This is a genomic window from Rosistilla ulvae (assembly GCF_007741475.1).
Taxonomy (GTDB): Bacteria; Planctomycetota; Planctomycetia; order Pirellulales; family Pirellulaceae; genus Rosistilla; species Rosistilla ulvae.
The window spans coordinates 3,174,388-3,191,683 of the sequence record NZ_CP036261.1; the positions used below are offsets into that span (position 1 = coordinate 3,174,388).

Here is a 17,296-nt window from a genome sequence, read left to right on the forward strand (position 1 = left end):
AACGATCGTGCGTCCCTTGGGGGCACAGCGTTTTGGGCGATCGGTCTCGGGAGTGCGAAGCGAGCACGAAGCATTCAATCAAAATCAATATCAACGGGCAAACGGTTCCATGTTCAAAGGACTGTCAGACATCGCATCGCTGATGCAGCAGGCGCAAAAGTTGCCGGCCAAGATGGAAGAGATCAATCGTCAATTGCAATCGGAGCGAGTCAGCGGCTCGGCCGGTGGCGGGATGGTCACCGTCGAGATGAACGGCGCCGGTGAAGTCACGGCGGTTCGGATCGAGCAGGAGTTGATGGCTCAGGGGGATCGCGAGCTGATCGAGGACCTGTTGCCGGGAGCGATCAACGATGCCAGTGCCAAAGCGAAGGCGTTGCAAGCCGAATCGATGCAAGGCCTAACCGGCGGGATCAGTCTGCCCGGCATGGAAGCGGCGTTGGCCAAGTTTACCGGCGGCGGTGGTGGAGCCAACTGAGATGGCCGAGCTGACTCAGTCGGTTGCCGACATGATCGACCAGTTGGGGCGGTTGCCCGGAATCGGTCGCAAGAGCGCCGAACGGCTCGCCTATCATCTTTTGCGAGTCCCGAAATCCGAAGCCCTCGCGTTGGCCGATTCGATCCGATCGGTGCGAGAAAACGTCCGCTACTGCGATAGCTGTTTTAACCTCTCCGAAGGGGCCCGTTGTCCTATCTGTGCCGATCCCAGTCGCGATCAAACACGGTTGTGTATCGTCGAACAACCTCGCGATCTGATCTCGCTGGAACAGTCGGGGATGTTCCGCGGTTTGTACCATGTGTTGTTGGGGCGAATCGCTCCTTTGGACGGGATCGGCCCCGATCAATTGACGATCGATCCGTTGGTCGATCGGGTCCGCTTGGGCAACTTCACCGAAGTGATCATGGCGACCAATCCGACGGTGGAAGGGGATGGGACGAGCCTATACATCTCGAACCTTCTGCAAGATTATCCCGTGGAAATAACTCGTCTAGCACGCGGGATCACCGCCGGTAGTGTGTTAGAATTTACGAACAAAGAGATCCTTGCCGATGCGTTAAATGGCCGTCAAAAGCTGTGACATTGACCGCGCGGCGGCGTCTGGTTTATGCCAGAATGGATGCTGGTGGTGGTTGTCTGTCGCGGCATCGCGAAACGGATCTGCCGCAGCCGATAATTGATTGTAAAACGTTAAACCTCGCCGCCCACGTTCGTGAGTTGGCCGTCTACCTCAAATAAGACTATTCCGATGCGTATCTCAATGGGCTTTGAACAGCGTCAGCAACAAGTTCAAAAGCTGGCCCCACGGATGATCCAATCGATGGAGATCTTGCAGTTGCCGTTGCTGGCGTTGCAGGAGCGTGTCGAGCAGGAGATGAACGAAAATCCGTTGCTGGAGGTCCAGGACGACGATCCGCAATTGCCGGACGATCCCGAGGAGACCTACGAGAATCCCGATGCGCCAACCGAATCCGAACGGGAGCTTGTGGTCGATAACGACCACGATAATCAGGACGATTTCGAACGCTTGTTGAACATGAAGAACGAGCTTCCCAATACGTTCGACGAGCCGTTCCGCAAATCGTCCAACCAGATGCAGGAGGAGGGTGACCGGCGGCACGATCTGATGGCGAACGCCGAGGCCCATCCCGAATCGCTGAACGATTTTCTGCTGCACCAATTGGCCGAACTCGATATCGACACCGATGTCGAATTGATGGCCGAACGCATTATCAGCACGCTCGATGCCCGCGACGGAGGATACCTGCGGACGCCGCTTAGCGATCTATTGCCGTCGAACCACACTCCCGAAGACCTCGAATTGGCCAAGCGCGCCTTGGCGGTCGTTCAGTCGTTGGAGCCGACTGGAATTGCGGCTCGCGATCTGTCGGAGTGCCTTCTGCTGCAATTGTCCGACAAAGATCCGTACTACGAGGAAATGAAGACGCTGATCACCGGGCATCTGGAGGATATCGCAGGCAACCGCTTGCCCGCGATCCAACGCAAAACCGGTTACTCGTTGGACAAGATTCAAAAGGTCAAAGACGAACTGCATTCGCTCAATCCCAAACCGGGAGCGGCGTTTATGGAGACCTATGTTCCGACAGTCACCCCCGATGTGATCGTCGAGCAGGACGATGAGGGGCAGTACAAGGTTCGCTTGGACGACGACCGCGTGCCGACCTTGTTCATCAGCGAATATTATCGCCAGCGATTGCAAGATCCATCGGCCACGACTGAAGAGCGCGAGTATATCAAACAGAAGATCAACGGGGCGCAGTGGTTGATCGATTCGATCGAACAGCGACGCAGCACGTTGACCAAGGTTTCTCAAGCGATCGTCGATCACCAGAAAGCGTTTCTCGATCTTGGCCCCGAAGCGATTGAGCCGCTGAAGATGCAGCAGATCGCCGATCGCGTGGGGGTGCATGTGACGACGGTCAGTCGCGCCGTCGACGACAAATGGATCCAAACCGCGCGAGGTATCCTGCCACTGAAGCGGTTCTTTGTCGGTGGCACCCAGACCGAAGATGGCGACGACGTCGCTTGGGATACGATTCGGATCAAGTTGCAGGAAGTGATCGACAACGAAGACAAAAGCAAACCGCTCAGCGACGAAGATATCGTCAAGGAACTGAAGAAGCACGGGATGACGGTCGCTCGCAGAACGGTCACCAAATACCGCAAGAAAATGGGGATCCCCAGCAGCCGGCAACGCCGCGATTGGATGTTGGAGAACAAATAGCGGAACGATCGCGGTGGGCGCTGCCGCTTCGCGACATGTAAGCCACAGTGGAGGAGGCCGATCCATGACCGTTCGACCATCGTTTTTGCTTGGCATTGCTGCGGCGATGCTGATCGGCGCTCCGCCGGCTTGGGGACAACAGCTCCACACCGTGTCGCCGTTGCAGAATATCGGCGACAGCTTTCACGAACACGTTGGAATCGGCTGGGGGCTCCGCGGGCCCGGTTGGTTCGTCAACGTCCCCAACGGTGTCGGCGGCGCTGCTTTGGGCGGGTCCGATCCCAACGCTGGTTTGTCGGGCGGATTTGCGGGGCGCCGCGGGAATGTCTCGGGAAACCTCGGTTTCCAGTGGTCGCAGGGAAGCAATCGCTCGATGAGCACGGTCTCGCCATCGCTGACCACGCTGGACGGTTATCCCGGTTCGTTGTTCAGTGGCAGCGTCCGCCCTTTTGTGACCAGTGTGACGCCAGCGGTTAGCAGTTTTACCGCACCCAACGAAGGGATTCGCCAAGCGGGAGTGCAGCGACAGCAAGCAACGCTCGATTCGATCGCTGAAAAGAAGGGGCAGGTTCGCAATGAGAAGGCGGAGCGGTACTGGGACCGCGCTCTCCGCGCCGAGCAGCAGGGGAATCTAAAGATGGCTCGAGCCAATTATCGATTGGCCCTACCGCATGCCAGCGAGCCGATGTATTCCGAGATCGTCCGCCGCATGGTCCAACGAGGTTGGACGCGGTAGATACTCTTCATCGGGCCGACGAAAGATCAGCCCTGCGGTTCGGCTTGTTCTTCCATCTCGCGGATGTATGCCCGCAAGCGTTCCAGTTCATCGCGAGTTCCCTTCAGCTTCAGCATGTTTTCGACACGCTTGAGCAGTTGAAACTTGTTGACCGGTTTGGTTAGGAAGTCGTCGGTTCCCGATTCGACAGCCCGTTCGATATCGCCCAGTTCGTTGAGCGCGGTCACCATCAGCACGATGATCTGCTGGGTGGCGGGATCTTGTTTGATCTTCTTGCAGACCTCAAATCCGCTCAACCGAGGCATCATGACATCTAACAGGATCAGATCGGGAGCAAACGACGCGACCTTCTCCATGCAATCGGCACCGTCGACGGCGTGTTCGATCTCGCATTCGACGTTTGCTAGATAGGCATCCAGCAATTCCCGGTTGGCTTCATTGTCATCAGCGATCAGGATCCGATCCGCAGGCATGATGTTGACTCGTTATGGTGGGGCTGATTGACCAGAGGGTGCCGACCGATCGATCGGTCGGCACAAAACCGCAAAACTCAATTATACCGTGACGGAGGCTGTGGCTGCATCGGCAGGCACGGGGAAGCCTTGGCACAATTCACTCACCTGTCCGCGGATCGAGGTAAGCACCGAATCGTCGTCGTGCGACTTGAGCGCCTGGATGATCCAATTGCCGATCGTTCGCATCTGTTCCACCTTCATGCCGCGCGTTGTCAGCGCGGGGGTTCCGATCCGGATGCCCGATGGATCCATCGGTTTGCGGGTATCGAATGGAATCATGTTCATGTTGACGGTGATTCCACATTTTTCCAAAGCCGCTTCGGCAAGCTTGCCACCGATCCCGAATCCGGTCACGTCGACCAGGCACAGGTGATTGTCGGTACCACCGCTGACCAGCGTGAGGCCACCAGCGATCAATGTTTCGGCCAAGACCTTGGCGTTGTCGACGACCTGTTGGCCGTAGGCTTGGAAATCGGCAGAGGCCGCTTCCTTGAAGCAGACCGCTTTGGCCGCCACGATGTGCATCAACGGGCCGCCTTGGATTCCCGGGAAGACGCTGCGGTTGATGGCTTTCAGGTCGTCCTGTTTGCACAAGATCAAACCGCTGCGTGGGCCGCGGAGTGTTTTGTGCGTGGTCGTGGTGACATAGTCGGCGACGGGGACCGGATTGTTGTGAATCTTGGCCGCGACCAGGCCGGCGTAATGCGCCATGTCGACCATCAATTTGGCCCCAACCTCGTTGGCGATTTCAGCGAACTTGTCGTGCGGGATTTCGCGAGGGTAGGCGCTGGCACCGGCGACGATCATCTTCGGTTTCAGTTCGCGAGCCAACCGCGCGATCTGATCGAAGTCGAGGCGATGGTGTTCGCGATCGACGCCGTAGCTGTGGAAATCGTACAGCTTGCCGCTGATGTTCAGCTTCATGCCGTGTGTCAGGTGGCCACCTTGTGCCAGGTCCAAGCCCAGCACCTTGTCACCCGGTTCCAGCACGGTCATATAAACCGCGGTATTGGCTTGCGATCCGCTGTGCGGTTGCACGTTGGCCGCTTCGGCACCAAACAGATCGGTCGCCCGTTGGATCGCCAATCGCTCGGTCACATCGACAAATTCGCACCCGCCATAATAGCGACGTCCGGGATATCCTTCGGCGTATTTATTGGTCAATACGCTGCCGGCAGCTTGCATCACAGCAGGGCTGGTGTAGTTCTCGCTGGCGATCATCTCCAGACCGTCGCGTTGACGCTCGGCTTCGTTCGCAATGGATTGCCAAATTTCAGGGTCTTGTTTTTCCAGGATATTCATGCGATTGGGGTGTGAGCGTGGTTAGAAGTCGAGAAGGTTGGTCCGCTAATTGTCGGCTGATCGTTGCGGATCGTCAATCCGCATCTAGACAATAGGATCCGTTCTCGTCCACGTCTCCAACGCGAATCGCTGTGGCCCTCGCGGCGATCGCCGCGAGGGCGAGCTGGCGATTTACAAAATCCCGAATTTCGCATACGCGTCGACGGCTCCCATTCCCTGCTTGATCGCATCGCGGGTGACGTTTTCGGCGTGAACTTTTTCCCAGGCCGCGGCCAGGATCTCGGCGCTTTGAGCTTGGGGAACGATCACGACGCCATCCTCGTCGGCGACCACGATGTCGCCGCTACAAATCGTCACACCACCAACGACCACGGGTTGATCAAACGCGGTGACCCGTTGCCGATGGCAACTGTCGTAGACACTGCGCCCGGCGGCGAAGACGGGGAAGCCCATCGCCCGCATCTTGGGCACATCGCGAACCGCGCCGTCGACGATCACGCCGACACAGCCGCGGTTGGACGCTGCCGTCGACAGCAGTTCACCCCAGATTCCCGAACGCATCGATCCGGCCGCAGCCGCGATCACGACATCGTCGCTCTGGCAACTGTCGACCAATTGCAGTTCCAGTTCGTATGGCGAAGGATCGACGTCGAATAGATCTTCCCAAGCGCTGGTGCGGCAGCGGCCAATCAATACTTCCGTTGTCGTTTGCGGTGGCAGTTCGTGTTGGATGCTCTGATTCCGCAAACCAAATTGGTCGCAAGCATCGGCGACGACAGCGCTATACAAGGTCTCGCGCAATTGCGCAAAGGTGCGTTCCATGGATCGATTCCGATTCAGTGTGGAGGGGGGGTTGTGAGCGGCAGATTTGCCGAGGCAAGCATCGTTGACAACGCGCTCGCCCTGTGCCGGTGGGGCGGGACACACCTCTTTGGCGCGGTGCATTCACCGCGGCGCGACGTGTGTGTTCGTGAAATCACAGCATAGCCTCATCCATCAGGAATGACAGAGCACTCACGAAAGTTGGCCTGGGTAACACCGGTGTTGGCGGCAGCGATGATCCTTGGCGGTGTCGGGCCGAATTGCGTTATTATCTTTCGAGGGGGCGGTGAGCAACATTGGAGTTGGACGCTTCGAATTTGCGTCCCCCCTAAAATTGAATTCGCCGCTGGCGATCGCCTTTACTGTGGCTGACGGATTTGAGATCGATCGCCTATACTGGCCGCGATGAACGGCGATCAAAACTGGCAAAACGAATATCCTTTTACTTCGCGATGGCACGAGGCCGATGGGCATCGTTACCACTTTATCAGCGAAGGGGCTGGCGATCAGACGATCCTGGCCGTGCACGGCAATCCGACGTGGAGCTTTTATTGGCGAAACGCGGTCCAACGTTTTCGCGATACCCATCGGGTTGTCGCCGTCGATCACATCGGATGTGGGCTCAGCGACAAGCCGCAAGATTACGACTATTGCTTGGAAACCCACGCGGCGAATCTGGGCCGTTTGATCGAGGCCGAGGATTTGCGGCGGATCACGCTGCTGGCTCACGATTGGGGGGGCGCGATCGGTCTGCTGGCTCTCACCAAACATGTGGATCGTTTCGAGCGGATTATCCTGCTGAACACCGCCGCCTTTCCTCCTCCCTACGTTCCCTGGCGGATCGGCGTGTTGCGATGTCCCGTCCTGGGGTCGTTTGCAATCCGTGGGCTCAATGCTTTTGCGGGGCCCGCGGTGACGATGGCGATGTCGCGGCAATCGCTTAGCCCAGCGGCGCGGGCCGGTTTGTTGGCCCCCTACAAGAATTGGGCCGACCGCGTGGCGATCGATGGATTTGTTCGCGACATTCCGATGTCGCCTTCGCATCGCACCTGGCGTTCTTTGGAGAATCTCGAAGCGGCGTTGCCGGGACTGTCGCATCTGCCAGCGATGTTCGTCTGGGGGATGAAGGATTGGTGCTTCCGCCCCGAATGTATGGACCGACTGCAAAAGTCGATGCCTCACGCCCAGACCGTCCCGATCGACGACGCGGGGCATTATGTGATGGAGGACGCTCCCGAACAGGTGCTCGGTGCGATCGATCAATTCTTGAATCGCGAAGTTCCGGTCAGCTAATCGGCCGGCGGGTTGGCGAACCTGGCGCTAGCAGCTTGTCGGTTTAATCAGCCGGTTGGGCGTTAGCCCCGGTTCCGCTGCCACTAAACCGGGGCTAACGCCCAAACGGCTAATGCGAGGAAGCTCGTTGTGACTAAACCGACAAGCCGCTAGCGCGTGCCGGGGTGGTGCCTCGCGTCGAAACACGGAATAGCCCTGGTGGCTGTAAATGCCGCGTTTCAATGCGCTGCCGGTTGGGGTATAATCTCTCGCTCTGGGAATGACAGGTTCACGTTTTGCCGATGGTGAAAGAGCGCTACGTTAGACCCACAATAACTCCTCTGCGGCAGCGGATGTTCTGAAGATCTCGATCCCCGGGGTCGCTTGCATCTGCGATGCGAATCATCGAACACTCTTTCCCACCAGAAGCTCGTTGAATCACGAAACCATAACCAGCCGCGACGATCTCGATCGCTTTTGCGAGCGGCTCGCCCAGCAACCGTTAATTGCTTTTGATACCGAATTTGTCTCGGAGGATCGCTACCGCCCCGAGCTCTGTTTGCTGCAAGTCGCTGCGGGCGACATGTTGGCGATCATCGATCCGATCGCGATTGGGACGACTCAGCCGTTTTGGGACCTGATCTCCACGCCGGGCCGGACGGTTATCGTGCACGCCGGTCGCGAAGAGATGCGGTTTTGTTGGCGTTTCGCTGGCAAACCGATCGCGGGATGTTTTGACGTCCAAATGGCAGCCGGTTTCGTGGGAATCGAATATCCGGCGTCGTTGGGCAATCTGGTCAAAACGATCTGCGGAAAGACGCTTGGCAAAGGGGAGACACGCACCGATTGGCGTCGCCGCCCACTTTCCGACGGGCAGATCGAATACGCCCTGCAAGACGTGATCGATCTGGCCACGCTTCATGAAACGATCGGTAAGATGGTCGACGACCTGCAGCGTCGAACTTGGCTTGAAGAAGAGATCGCGACGCTTCAGCAGACGGTCGCCGACAACGAAGTAAACGAGAATTGGCATCGTGTCTCGGGCAGCAGCAGTTTGCCACCGCGGCAGATGGCGATCATCCGCGAACTGTGGCGTTGGCGGGAAGCCAGGGCGCAAAAGATTGATCAACCGGCACGGCGGGTGTTGCGCGACGATCTGCTGGTGGAACTAGCCCGCCGGGGCAGCCCCGATCCGAAACGAATCAACAGTATCCGCGGGATGGAACGGCGGAATCTGCAAGCCCATCACGAAGCGATCGCCCACGCGATCGGGCTCGCGTTGGATTTGGACGACAGCGAGTTGCCGGTTAAACCGCGCGGTGAACGACGCGCCAAAGTCCCAATGCTCAGCCAGTTTCTGTCGACCGCGATCGCTTGTGTCTCGCGAACTCACAAGATGGCGCCAGCGATCGTTGGCAACGCCGACGATGTTCGCGAATTGTTGACCTACGAAATGAGTGGCAACATGAATGCCCCGAAACCGGCGCTGTTGCGTGGTTGGCGAGGCGATGTCGTGGGGAAAGCGTTCCGCGACGTGTTGGATGGCAAGCTGGCGATCCGCGTGGCGAATCGACAAGCCGAACAGCCGTTGGAATTTATCGACGCCCAACCTTAGCGCCGCGCAAGGTCTGCACCTGACAGCTCTCTCTGTGCTTCGATGTTCACGACATCGGAAATGCCATGCGACATTCCACGGGGGAACGCTCGGCGACGACACGTCACGCCATCGCGACGTCGGCGGCTTTAAAAACCGTTTGTGCGCGGCGATAACCGAGTCGTTCGTACAATCGCAGCGCCGCGGTGTTGTCGGTCGTCACTTCCAGATGCATCCGGGTTAGCCCGATCTGTTGGAAGCCTTTGGTGGCCAGATTCAACAGGATGCTCCCCAGTCCTTGGCCGCGATGTGGTTTCGCGATCCCCAGATTCTGCAGCGCTCCCCAGCCTTCGGCCTGAATTCCTTGAACCGTCCCAACGGGCTGCGGTTTCCGCGAATCGGAATCGCGGAATCTCAACAGCCACGTCGCTTCGGGGACAAAGTTCGATCGACCGGCGATCTCTTGCATCAACCGTTGGCAGCCATCGCGCTGCCCCAGGCAGGGGAAAACGTTTGCATCGAGTTCCCATTGGAAGCTGTGGAATTTCGCCAGCCCGTGCTGTTTCAACAGATCCTCCGACCACGGCAGGACTTCATAGCCTTCGGGCAATCGGTAGCTGGAAGGAACAAAATTCTCCAGGTCCAATTCCATTCGATAACGTTTGAAGTAGGTGATGCCCATCGGCGTGGCGCTCCCGAATGTCGCTGCTTCGATACCAAGTCCGTGCCGACAATTTTACCCCATTTTTCACGCTCGCCCAACGATCTTGGGCGACGGGGGAATTTCGTTCCGAAAAGCGGGGCCTGCTGGGCAATATGAAGCGGTTGCTGGGGTGGTCGGGCTGTCGCTCGAGCGGCCTCTGTGGTTGCATCCCAAGGATGCTTGGGCGAAACTTGCACGACAGCGCCTCGGCGACCTGTTCCCTCCAATATCTCCCTCCTATCATAGGAACCGCAACCTTGCCATTTGATCTGACCGGTTCGACAGCTCTGATCACGGGTGGCACGCAAGGTGTCGGGGCGGCTATCGCGATCGCGATCGCCGGTTCCGGTGGCAACGTCGTGCTGCATGGACTTCGCGATGACGACGCCGCACAGCAAACGCTCGCCGCCTGCCGCGCCCAAGGGGCAAATGCCGATCTGTTGTTGGGCGATCTCGCCGGACCGACCGAAGACTGTATTGGCCGATTGTTCGATTCTGCGACGGCCGCTCATCCCGAGATCAACATGTTGGTCAACAATGCCGGCACCTACATCGACGTGCCGTTTTTGGAGATGGATTTCGAGCGGTATCAGCGGACGATGCAGTTGAACGTGGCGGCAGGTTTCTTTTTGACCCAGGCCTTCGCACGCCGCTGGGTCGATCGCCAGGCACGCGGCCGCGTCCTGTTCACCGGATCGATCAACGGTCAATTGGCCGAACCCGATCACGTCGCTTACGACAGCAGCAAGGGAGCGGTTTTGGCGATGGTGAAATCGCTGTGCGTGGCGCTCGCCCCGCATGGAATCCGCGTTAACGGCATGGCGCCGGGCTTGGTCAAGACTCCGTTGACCGGCGTCCTGGAGACCGACCAAGACCTCGATGCTTGGATGCGTTTGCACACGCCCAACGGTCGCGTTCCCGAAGCATCGGCCTGTGGTGGAGCCGCCGTTTTCTTATTGAGCGACGAGGCGGAACATGTTCACGGCCAGATGTTGTTGGTCGACGGAGGGATGAGCGCATGGCAGCAACCCGATATGCCGACACAATTGCGCGGCAAGCTGTCGTAGCCGTTGTCGGGCGATCGCGAGGTCCCCTATCGCGCTGCGGTGGCGGGGACGACTGGTGTTGGGTGTTCGCTGGCCGACGGAAAGATCTTTAACTCGCGCTGCTGCGATCGCAGCGGTGGGCTGTTGGGATAAAGACGCTTGATGTAGTGGCGTCGGGAACTGCTCATCAGATGCCGATCCCAGCCCCAGCGATCCAACAACCGTTCGGAGATCCGAGCGTTGCTCGCTTCGCAGACGATCGCGTCGCTTTTTTTGATCTCGGCAATCGCATCGAGCGTCGTTGCAGCGCATCGCGCGGTGGCAAAGCTGGTTCCGGGGGAGGAGACGACGTACTTGAGAACCAGAAAATTGGGCTGGCGCCACAATTGGTCGTAATACAGATGGCAAACGTCTTGGTTCTTACCGCCGGCGGCGCGGCGGCGGATGTCTTGCCAGACGCGCAGTCGTGTGATCACTGTCGGCCAAGGGCGGAAGCGGATCGATTTCAATTGGCCATCGCGCACTTCGATCACGCCGTGGTAACGACGGCGCAGCGTCGACGCGGCGTCGGTCAAATCGTTCACACTCTCAAACAACGGCATCGCGGCTTACCTGTTGGATGTTCCCGGGGACTTTCCGAGCTCGAAACGGGCCGGCGGTGCCGCCGTTGTATCGAGCCAGTGCTAAGAAATCGCTGGTTCTCGGCGTTTGAAACATACGCCAAAGAGAGGTCCGAAGCGGTTGGGAACCGCGGATTGGGGCGTGGCGGTTGCTGCGAGACAAACGATCGTGCCGATTGCAACGATCGAGACCCACCGCAGATTATTGTTGGTCGGCCGCGCGGGCGTAAAACTCAACCACCGTCGACGTCTCGCCATCGTCGACCGAATCGCGGCGAACTTCCAACTCGACCCCCTGGGCATGGATGTCGACGATCGAGACTGTTGCTTCGCTTCCCCAGACCGCTTCGGCATCGGCTGTGGGACTTGGCAGCAACGGCGGAACAAAACCGGCGAACAGGTTGCCGACGCGCTGTCCCGGTTGATAACGCACTCGTAACAAACCATGCACTTCGTCGACACCATCGCGGTTGCTGCGTTGGATCCGTTGGTCGACGTCGTCGGCCAGCGGCGGTGTCTCTTCATCGACGATGTCGGTGCCGGCGTTTGGTTCCGCCTTGGTCATCGCCGTCCGTTCTCTAACCATCGCAACGAGGTCGGGCAGGGTCGATTGGAACGGCCAATTCAACGCCAAGCAAGCGACTTCGCTGGAGATCAACAACAGCCAGATGGAGACCGCTGCGATCACGCTTGGCTGCAGCGTCGTCAGCCAAAGTGTCAAGATCACCGCAGCGGGAGTGAAGGCAAACGGCAACCAGCGGGGCGGCGCAGATTGCACCTCCGACGCAGGCCACGGATTGTGGACCAACCACCATCGGGGGATGTTGGTCAGTGCGATCAACAGCATCGCGATCAGCACGATCTGCCAACTGGGGACGTCGGCAGTCTGGCGTGCAAGACCGCGCAGAAACAAGATGACCGCCACGCTGTTCCACGCCGCTAGCCAGATCGGCCAGCGGGATTCAAACAACGCGGCGGCGAACTGCCGTCGGTCGGGCGACTTAGACGGCAACGGTTGCATTCTTGCAAGCGGTCGCGAACTCTTCGGCGCGGTCGGTCTTTTCCCAAGTGAAACCGTCGCCGCTGCGACCGAAGTGGCCACCGGCTGCGGTTGGGCGATAGATCGGCCGACGCAGGTCCAAGTAATTGATAATGCCACCGGGGGTCAGTGGGAAGAAATCGCGGATCGCTGCGCAGATCTGATCGTCCGACAGCGTACCGGTTCCTTGCGTATCGACGTGGACGCTGACAGGTTCAGTCACGCCAATCGCGTACGCCAGTTGGACTTCGCAGCGTTCGGCAACGCCCGAGGCAACGATCGTCTTGGCGATGTGGCGAGCCATGTATGCGGCGCTGCGATCGACCTTGGTCGCGTCTTTACCACTAAACGCGCCACCGCCGTGACGGCCCCATCCGCCGTAAGTGTCGACGATGATCTTGCGACCGGTCAGGCCACAGTCGCCGTGAGGTCCGCCGACGACAAACTTGCCCGTTGGGTTGATGTGGTACTTGATGTCACCCTTGTCCAGTTCAGCTGGCAAGCATGGGGCGATGACCTTTTCGGTGACCTCTTTGACGATCGTCGCGTGATCGACATCGGGGCAGTGTTGGGTCGAAACGACAACCGTATCGATACGAACTGGCGTGTTGCCTTCGTATTCGACGGTGACTTGTGCCTTGTTGTCGGGACGAATCCATCCGATCTCGCCAGTCTGGCGGGCTTCGGTGATCCGGTTGATGATCCGGTGCGACAACGCGATCGGCAACGGCATCAATTCGGGAGTGTCTTTGCAAGCGTATCCGAACATCAAGCCTTGGTCGCCAGCGCCGATTTCTTTGCCGCTGTCGGAGTTTTCATCGACACCTTGAGCGATATCGGGGCTTTGTGCGTCCAGAGAAACCAATACGGCGCAGGTGCTGCCGTTGATTCCCATCTTGTCGTCGGTGTAACCGACTTCGTTGATCACCTGGCGAACGACGTCCGAAAATTTGACGTTCGCTTGGGACGAGATCTCACCCGCGATGCATGCCATTCCGGTGGTGACCATCGTTTCGCAAGCGACCCGGCTGTTGGGATCTTGTTCCAGCAGAGCGTCGAGGATTCCATCGGAGATCTGGTCCGCCAGTTTATCGGGATGTCCCATGCTGACCGATTCACTGGTAAATAAGTATTTGCCACTAGACACGAACGAGACTCCATGAAGGGGAAAGTTGCAGAACTTCAATGCTTGACCGCTAATTCTAGCCGACCTGAACGAGTTTGTGGACCCACACAAAGATTGGATTTGCCAAGGTCGATTGTCCGGGCGGTCGCCTCCGTTGGGGTGCATACGCTAGCGGGCAAAGCGTTCTCCAGAAACCACTTGTCGCCTTAGGGTTGCTAGCTGAATGTTGATCTTCCCTAATTCTGGCAGATCGATAGAATCGTCCGTCGAAGCGGTCCGAGACATGGATGTCTCAGCGACGGGGACCGCAGCGTGTAACAATGCAAATACATGGAGAGGCAGCAGATGCGCAACCTTCTGATTCTGGGAATGCTGTTGGTGGCAGCGTTTATGGCGGGGTGGTTCACCATCGATCGCGATGGTGAACAAACAACGATCAAGATTAACCGCGACGAAATTCGTCAAGACGCCCGACAAGCGATCGATCGCGGGAAAGATTATTTGGATCGCCAGAACGTGGGGTCGCAGGAGACCGGTCAAGCCAATGCGCTCCTGAATCGCGTGGAAAAAGCAGCGTCGGAATTTCGCTATATCCAGGAGGGTGGTCAGTACGGGACTCCCGCCGGGTATCAGATGCAACCTAACGGGGCCCCAGCTGCTCCGGGTCAGTTGCAATATTCTTATCCGACGGCCCAGCAGCCCCCAACGACCGGCGCTCCCAATCAGTTTCCAGCGGCCCGCTACTAATCGGACCCCCGTCATTGATGTCGGGAGCCGCGGATTGCGGCGACCATTCCGATCACCTGCCCTACAATGGATGCAGGTATTTTGCTATTCTATCAGCCACTCGGGGTGTCGTCTCCGCGTGGTTGGGAGTCCTACGCTGCTTGCCTAGTTCGGGCAGGAGCGGTGAGACGATTCAAACCGCTGCGGGGAACATGCCCCACTCTGTTCCGTTTGTCCCACGCCAGTGGCTAGCGTTTTGATACTGATCCTAAAAAGCGACGCAACCGAATCGCAGATCCAACATGTCATCGAACGTGTCGAATCGCTGGGGTTTGGCGCGCACCTGAGTCGCGGAACGTTCCGCACCATCATCGGTTTGATCGGCGACGAACAACGGCTGCAGTCCGAACCGTTGAGTGCGATTCCGGGAGTCTGCCAAGTCGTCCCGGTGATGCCACCCTACAAGCTAGCTTCGTTGGATGCCCATCCGCAGCCAAGCGTTGTCGATGTTGGCGGAGTTCCGGTGGGTGGCGGCCAATTGGCGATGATCGCTGGCCCCTGTGCTGTCGAAGAGCCCGAGCGGATGTTGCGGATCGCGATGGCAGTCAAAGCGGCCGGAGCGAACATCTACCGCGGTGGCGCCTACAAACCACGCACCAGCCCCTACAGTTTCCAAGGGCTGGGCGAAGACGGTCTGAAGATCCTTCGCGATGTGGGCGATACCTGCGGTATGCCGATCGTGACCGAAGTCACCGATCCCCGCAACGTCGAGACCGTCGCGCGTTATGCCGATCTGCTGCAGATCGGTGCTCGAAATATGCAGAATTTTGTGCTGTTGACCGAAGTCGGCCAGTCGAACAAGCCGGTTCTGCTGAAACGCGGTATGAGTGCGACGATCGTCGATTGGTTGATGAGTGCCGAATACGTGCTGGCTCAAGGCAACCCCAACGTGATCCTGTGCGAGCGCGGTATCAAGAGCTTTGACCCTTCGACTCGCAACCTTTTTGATGTCGCGGCGGTGCCCGTCGTCAAGGGGCTGAGCCATCTGCCGGTGATCGTCGACCCAAGTCATGCGACGGGCAAGCCGGCGTTGATTCCACCCTGTGCCTTGGCTGGTGTCGCCGCCGGAGCGGATGGCGTTCACATCGAAGTCCACGACCAGCCGGAAGTCGCCAAAAGCGACGGCCCTCAAGCCCTGCTGCCCGAGCAGTACGCCGAAGTCGCCGACCAAATCCGCCAGCTCGCGGCGTTGCTGGGCAAGACGATCGCTCCGCTCCCGTCAGCGACGAGTCCCGGCAATTAGATTCGGCAAGACATATGCCAACTCGACCGCCTGCCTTGCCGGCGGTTAATCCATCCAATAACCAACTTAACTTTTATAAATCAATCGACGGAGATCGAACCATGCGAAAGCCATTCATTTGCGGCAACTGGAAGATGAACACCCGCGGCCAGTGTGGCGCGGAATTGGCGAAAGCTGTTGCCGACGGGATCCCCGCTGGCAGCCAGGTTGAGGTCGGCGTCTGTCCTCCGACTTGCTACCTGGGGGCTGTTGGACCTGCGATCAAGGGAACCGCCGTTGGATTGGGAGCGCAAAACATGTTGGCCGAGGCCGATGGAGCTTTCACCGGCGAAATCAACCCGGCGATGTTGAACGACCTCGGTTGCCAGTACGTGATCCTTGGACACAGCGAACGCCGTCAGTTCTTCGGCGAAACCAGTGAAGGGGTTTCGAAGAAAACACAAGCTGCATTGGCCGCCGGATTGGTGCCGATCGTGTGCGTTGGCGAAACGCTCGAAGAACGCGAAGGGAATCAAACCGAAGCGGTTGTCGCCCAACAGATCGAAGGATCGTTGGCCGGTATTTCGGCTGAACAATTGCCAACCGTTGTGATCGCATACGAGCCCGTTTGGGCGATCGGTACCGGCAAAGTTGCGACTCCCGAACAAGCCGAAGCGGTTCACGCCCACATCCGCAAGTTGTTGACGGACAAGTTTGGTGGCGAAGCGGCTGAAAAGGTTCGCATCCAGTACGGCGGCAGCGTCAAGCCAGGCAACGCGGCCGAGTTGCTCGGGCAACCCAATATCGACGGTGCTTTGGTTGGCGGTGCCAGCCTGAAAGCGGAAGATTTTCTCGGAATCATCGCGGCTGCGTAACTCAACCGATGCGTTTGCTGGCGGCTTTGTGGCGAAACGCTGCGAGATTGCAGCGATCGGCGTCAATTCAATAGTGACGGCTAGCGTCAAACATTTCAAAAAACGGATTACTCACAATGACGGCTTTGGTATTTGCAAGCATGGCGGGCGTTTTCTTTGGCCTGACGCTCTCGACACTGTCCCTGTTCCTGATCCTGCTGGTCCTTGTTCAACGCGGCAAGGGGGGCGGTTTGACCGGAGCTTTAGGCGGACCGGGTGGACAAAGTGCGTTTGGTACCAAAGCGGGCGACATGTTCACCAAGATCACCTCGGTGGTCGCTTTGGTTTGGATTTTCCTGTGTGGTGCTAGCGTGTTCGTGATGGGCAATGCTCGTCCCATGGTCGACAATGCCCCGGTCGTCGAATCTCCGTCGCTCGACGGCCTTGATGCCGCTGGCGAAATCGTCGACGAAACCGCTGCAATTGCGCTGCCAGGTTCCGAGGATGAAGCGGAAGATGTCGTTGTCGAGACGGAAGAGGCTGTCGCTGTTCCAGGCGACGAGGCGGCGATGACCGAAGAGCCTAAGGCAGACGCTCCTAAGACTGAAGAGCCAAAGGCAGACGCTCCTAAGGCTGAAGAGCCAAAGGCAGACGCTCCTAAGACTGAAGAGCCAAAGGCAGACGCTCCTAAGGCTGAAGAGCCAAAGGCAGATGCTCCTAAGACTGAAGAGCCCAAGGCAGACGCTCCTAAGGCTGAAGAGCCCAAGGCAGACGCTCCTAAGGCTGAAGAGCCCAAGGCAGACGCTCCTAAGGCTGAAGAGCCAAAGGCAGACGCTCCTAAGAGCGACGAAGCAGCCGAGTAAGTCGGCATTGGACGTTGGTTTGCAGGGCGTCGTAGTTTTCGTCGCTTGAAACGCT

General features: G+C 58.4%; 18 protein-coding genes. 11 read left to right on the forward strand and 7 right to left on the reverse strand.

Going from position 1 to position 17,296, the window contains the following annotated elements; translation table 11 throughout:
* The first annotated feature begins 109 nt into the window (after positions 1-109).
* The 4 genes from EC9_RS11250 (at position 110) to EC9_RS11265 (ending at position 3,477) form a co-directional block, all read left to right on the forward strand.
* Positions 110-475, forward strand: a complete 366-nt coding sequence (locus tag EC9_RS11250; RefSeq protein WP_145345174.1) for a YbaB/EbfC family nucleoid-associated protein — start codon at positions 110-112, stop codon at positions 473-475.
* 1 nt (position 476) lies between these two features.
* A complete protein-coding gene (gene recR, locus EC9_RS11255; protein WP_145345177.1) occupies positions 477-1,076 on the forward strand; it encodes a recombination mediator RecR in 600 nt (199 codons plus the stop codon).
* Between the two features lie 168 nt (positions 1,077-1,244).
* Complete coding sequence (gene rpoN / locus EC9_RS11260) at positions 1,245-2,741, forward strand: RNA polymerase factor sigma-54 (protein WP_145345180.1); 1,497 nt, start codon at positions 1,245-1,247, stop codon at positions 2,739-2,741.
* 64 nt (positions 2,742-2,805) lie between these two features.
* Positions 2,806-3,477, forward strand: a complete 672-nt coding sequence (locus EC9_RS11265; RefSeq protein ID WP_145345183.1) for a hypothetical protein — start codon at positions 2,806-2,808, stop codon at positions 3,475-3,477.
* A 26-nt stretch (positions 3,478-3,503) separates the two neighbouring features.
* Here EC9_RS11265 and EC9_RS11270 read toward each other — a convergent pair whose 3' ends face one another.
* The 3 genes from EC9_RS11270 to EC9_RS11280 all read right to left on the reverse strand — a co-directional run bounded on the left by EC9_RS11270 (position 3,504) and on the right by EC9_RS11280 (position 6,116).
* Positions 3,504-3,950 carry a response regulator gene (locus tag EC9_RS11270; RefSeq protein WP_145345186.1) on the reverse strand — a complete coding sequence of 149 codons (447 nt, stop codon included), beginning with the start codon at positions 3,948-3,950 and terminating at the stop codon, positions 3,504-3,506.
* 81 nt (positions 3,951-4,031) lie between these two features.
* Positions 4,032-5,294, reverse strand: a complete 1,263-nt coding sequence (locus EC9_RS11275; RefSeq protein WP_145345189.1) for a serine hydroxymethyltransferase — start codon at positions 5,292-5,294, stop codon at positions 4,032-4,034.
* A 171-nt stretch (positions 5,295-5,465) separates the two neighbouring features.
* Positions 5,466-6,116, reverse strand: a complete 651-nt coding sequence (locus EC9_RS11280; protein ID WP_145345192.1) for an RraA family protein — start codon at positions 6,114-6,116, stop codon at positions 5,466-5,468.
* Between the two features lie 405 nt (positions 6,117-6,521).
* Between EC9_RS11280 and EC9_RS11285 the strand changes: the two genes are divergently transcribed.
* Positions 6,522-7,409 carry an alpha/beta fold hydrolase gene (locus EC9_RS11285; protein ID WP_145345195.1) on the forward strand — a complete coding sequence of 296 codons (888 nt, stop codon included), beginning with the start codon at positions 6,522-6,524 and terminating at the stop codon, positions 7,407-7,409.
* A 412-nt stretch (positions 7,410-7,821) separates the two neighbouring features.
* A complete protein-coding gene (locus tag EC9_RS11290; protein WP_145345198.1) occupies positions 7,822-9,003 on the forward strand; it encodes a ribonuclease D in 1,182 nt (393 codons plus the stop codon).
* A gap of 103 nt (positions 9,004-9,106) precedes the next feature.
* Here the strand turns inward: EC9_RS11290 and EC9_RS11295 are convergent, their stop codons facing one another.
* On the reverse strand, positions 9,107-9,664 hold the full coding sequence (locus EC9_RS11295; RefSeq protein ID WP_145345200.1) for a GNAT family N-acetyltransferase: 558 nt from the start codon (positions 9,662-9,664) through the stop codon (positions 9,107-9,109).
* A gap of 278 nt (positions 9,665-9,942) precedes the next feature.
* Here EC9_RS11295 and EC9_RS11300 point away from each other — a divergent pair, with 278 nt between their 5' ends.
* Entirely contained in the window at positions 9,943-10,752 is an 810-nt protein-coding gene (locus EC9_RS11300; RefSeq protein WP_246106080.1) for an SDR family NAD(P)-dependent oxidoreductase, read from the forward strand.
* A gap of 26 nt (positions 10,753-10,778) precedes the next feature.
* Here the strand turns inward: EC9_RS11300 and EC9_RS11305 are convergent, their stop codons facing one another.
* From EC9_RS11305 to metK, 3 genes are all read right to left on the reverse strand, one after another.
* Positions 10,779-11,333: a hypothetical protein gene (locus EC9_RS11305; protein WP_145345203.1), complete on the reverse strand. Its 555-nt coding sequence runs from the start codon at positions 11,331-11,333 to the stop codon at positions 10,779-10,781.
* A gap of 220 nt (positions 11,334-11,553) precedes the next feature.
* Positions 11,554-12,363 (reverse strand): hypothetical protein, encoded by an 810-nt coding sequence (locus EC9_RS11310; RefSeq protein WP_145345206.1) that lies wholly within the window; start codon positions 12,361-12,363, stop codon positions 11,554-11,556.
* On the reverse strand, positions 12,353-13,537 hold the full coding sequence (gene metK / locus EC9_RS11315) for a methionine adenosyltransferase (protein WP_261342934.1): 1,185 nt from the start codon (positions 13,535-13,537) through the stop codon (positions 12,353-12,355). The genes EC9_RS11310 and metK overlap by 11 nt, the downstream gene beginning before the upstream one ends.
* Before the next feature lie 324 nt (positions 13,538-13,861).
* On the opposite strand from metK, the gene EC9_RS11320 reads away from it, so the two are divergent.
* The 4 genes from EC9_RS11320 to secG all read left to right on the forward strand — a co-directional run bounded on the left by EC9_RS11320 (position 13,862) and on the right by secG (position 17,241).
* A complete protein-coding gene (locus EC9_RS11320) occupies positions 13,862-14,263 on the forward strand; it encodes a hypothetical protein (RefSeq protein WP_145345212.1) in 402 nt (133 codons plus the stop codon).
* Positions 14,264-14,498: 235 nt separating this feature from the next.
* Positions 14,499-15,545, forward strand: coding sequence for a 3-deoxy-7-phosphoheptulonate synthase (gene aroF, locus EC9_RS11325; protein WP_145345215.1), 1,047 nt, complete (start codon positions 14,499-14,501; stop codon positions 15,543-15,545).
* Between the two features lie 101 nt (positions 15,546-15,646).
* The gene (gene tpiA, locus EC9_RS11330) at positions 15,647-16,399 is read left to right on the forward strand and encodes a triose-phosphate isomerase (protein ID WP_145345218.1); all 753 of its coding nucleotides are present in this window, start codon (positions 15,647-15,649) and stop codon (positions 16,397-16,399) included.
* A gap of 116 nt (positions 16,400-16,515) precedes the next feature.
* On the forward strand, positions 16,516-17,241 hold the full coding sequence (secG, locus tag EC9_RS26475) for a preprotein translocase subunit SecG (protein ID WP_218934736.1): 726 nt from the start codon (positions 16,516-16,518) through the stop codon (positions 17,239-17,241).
* The last annotated feature ends 55 nt before the right edge of the window (positions 17,242-17,296 follow it).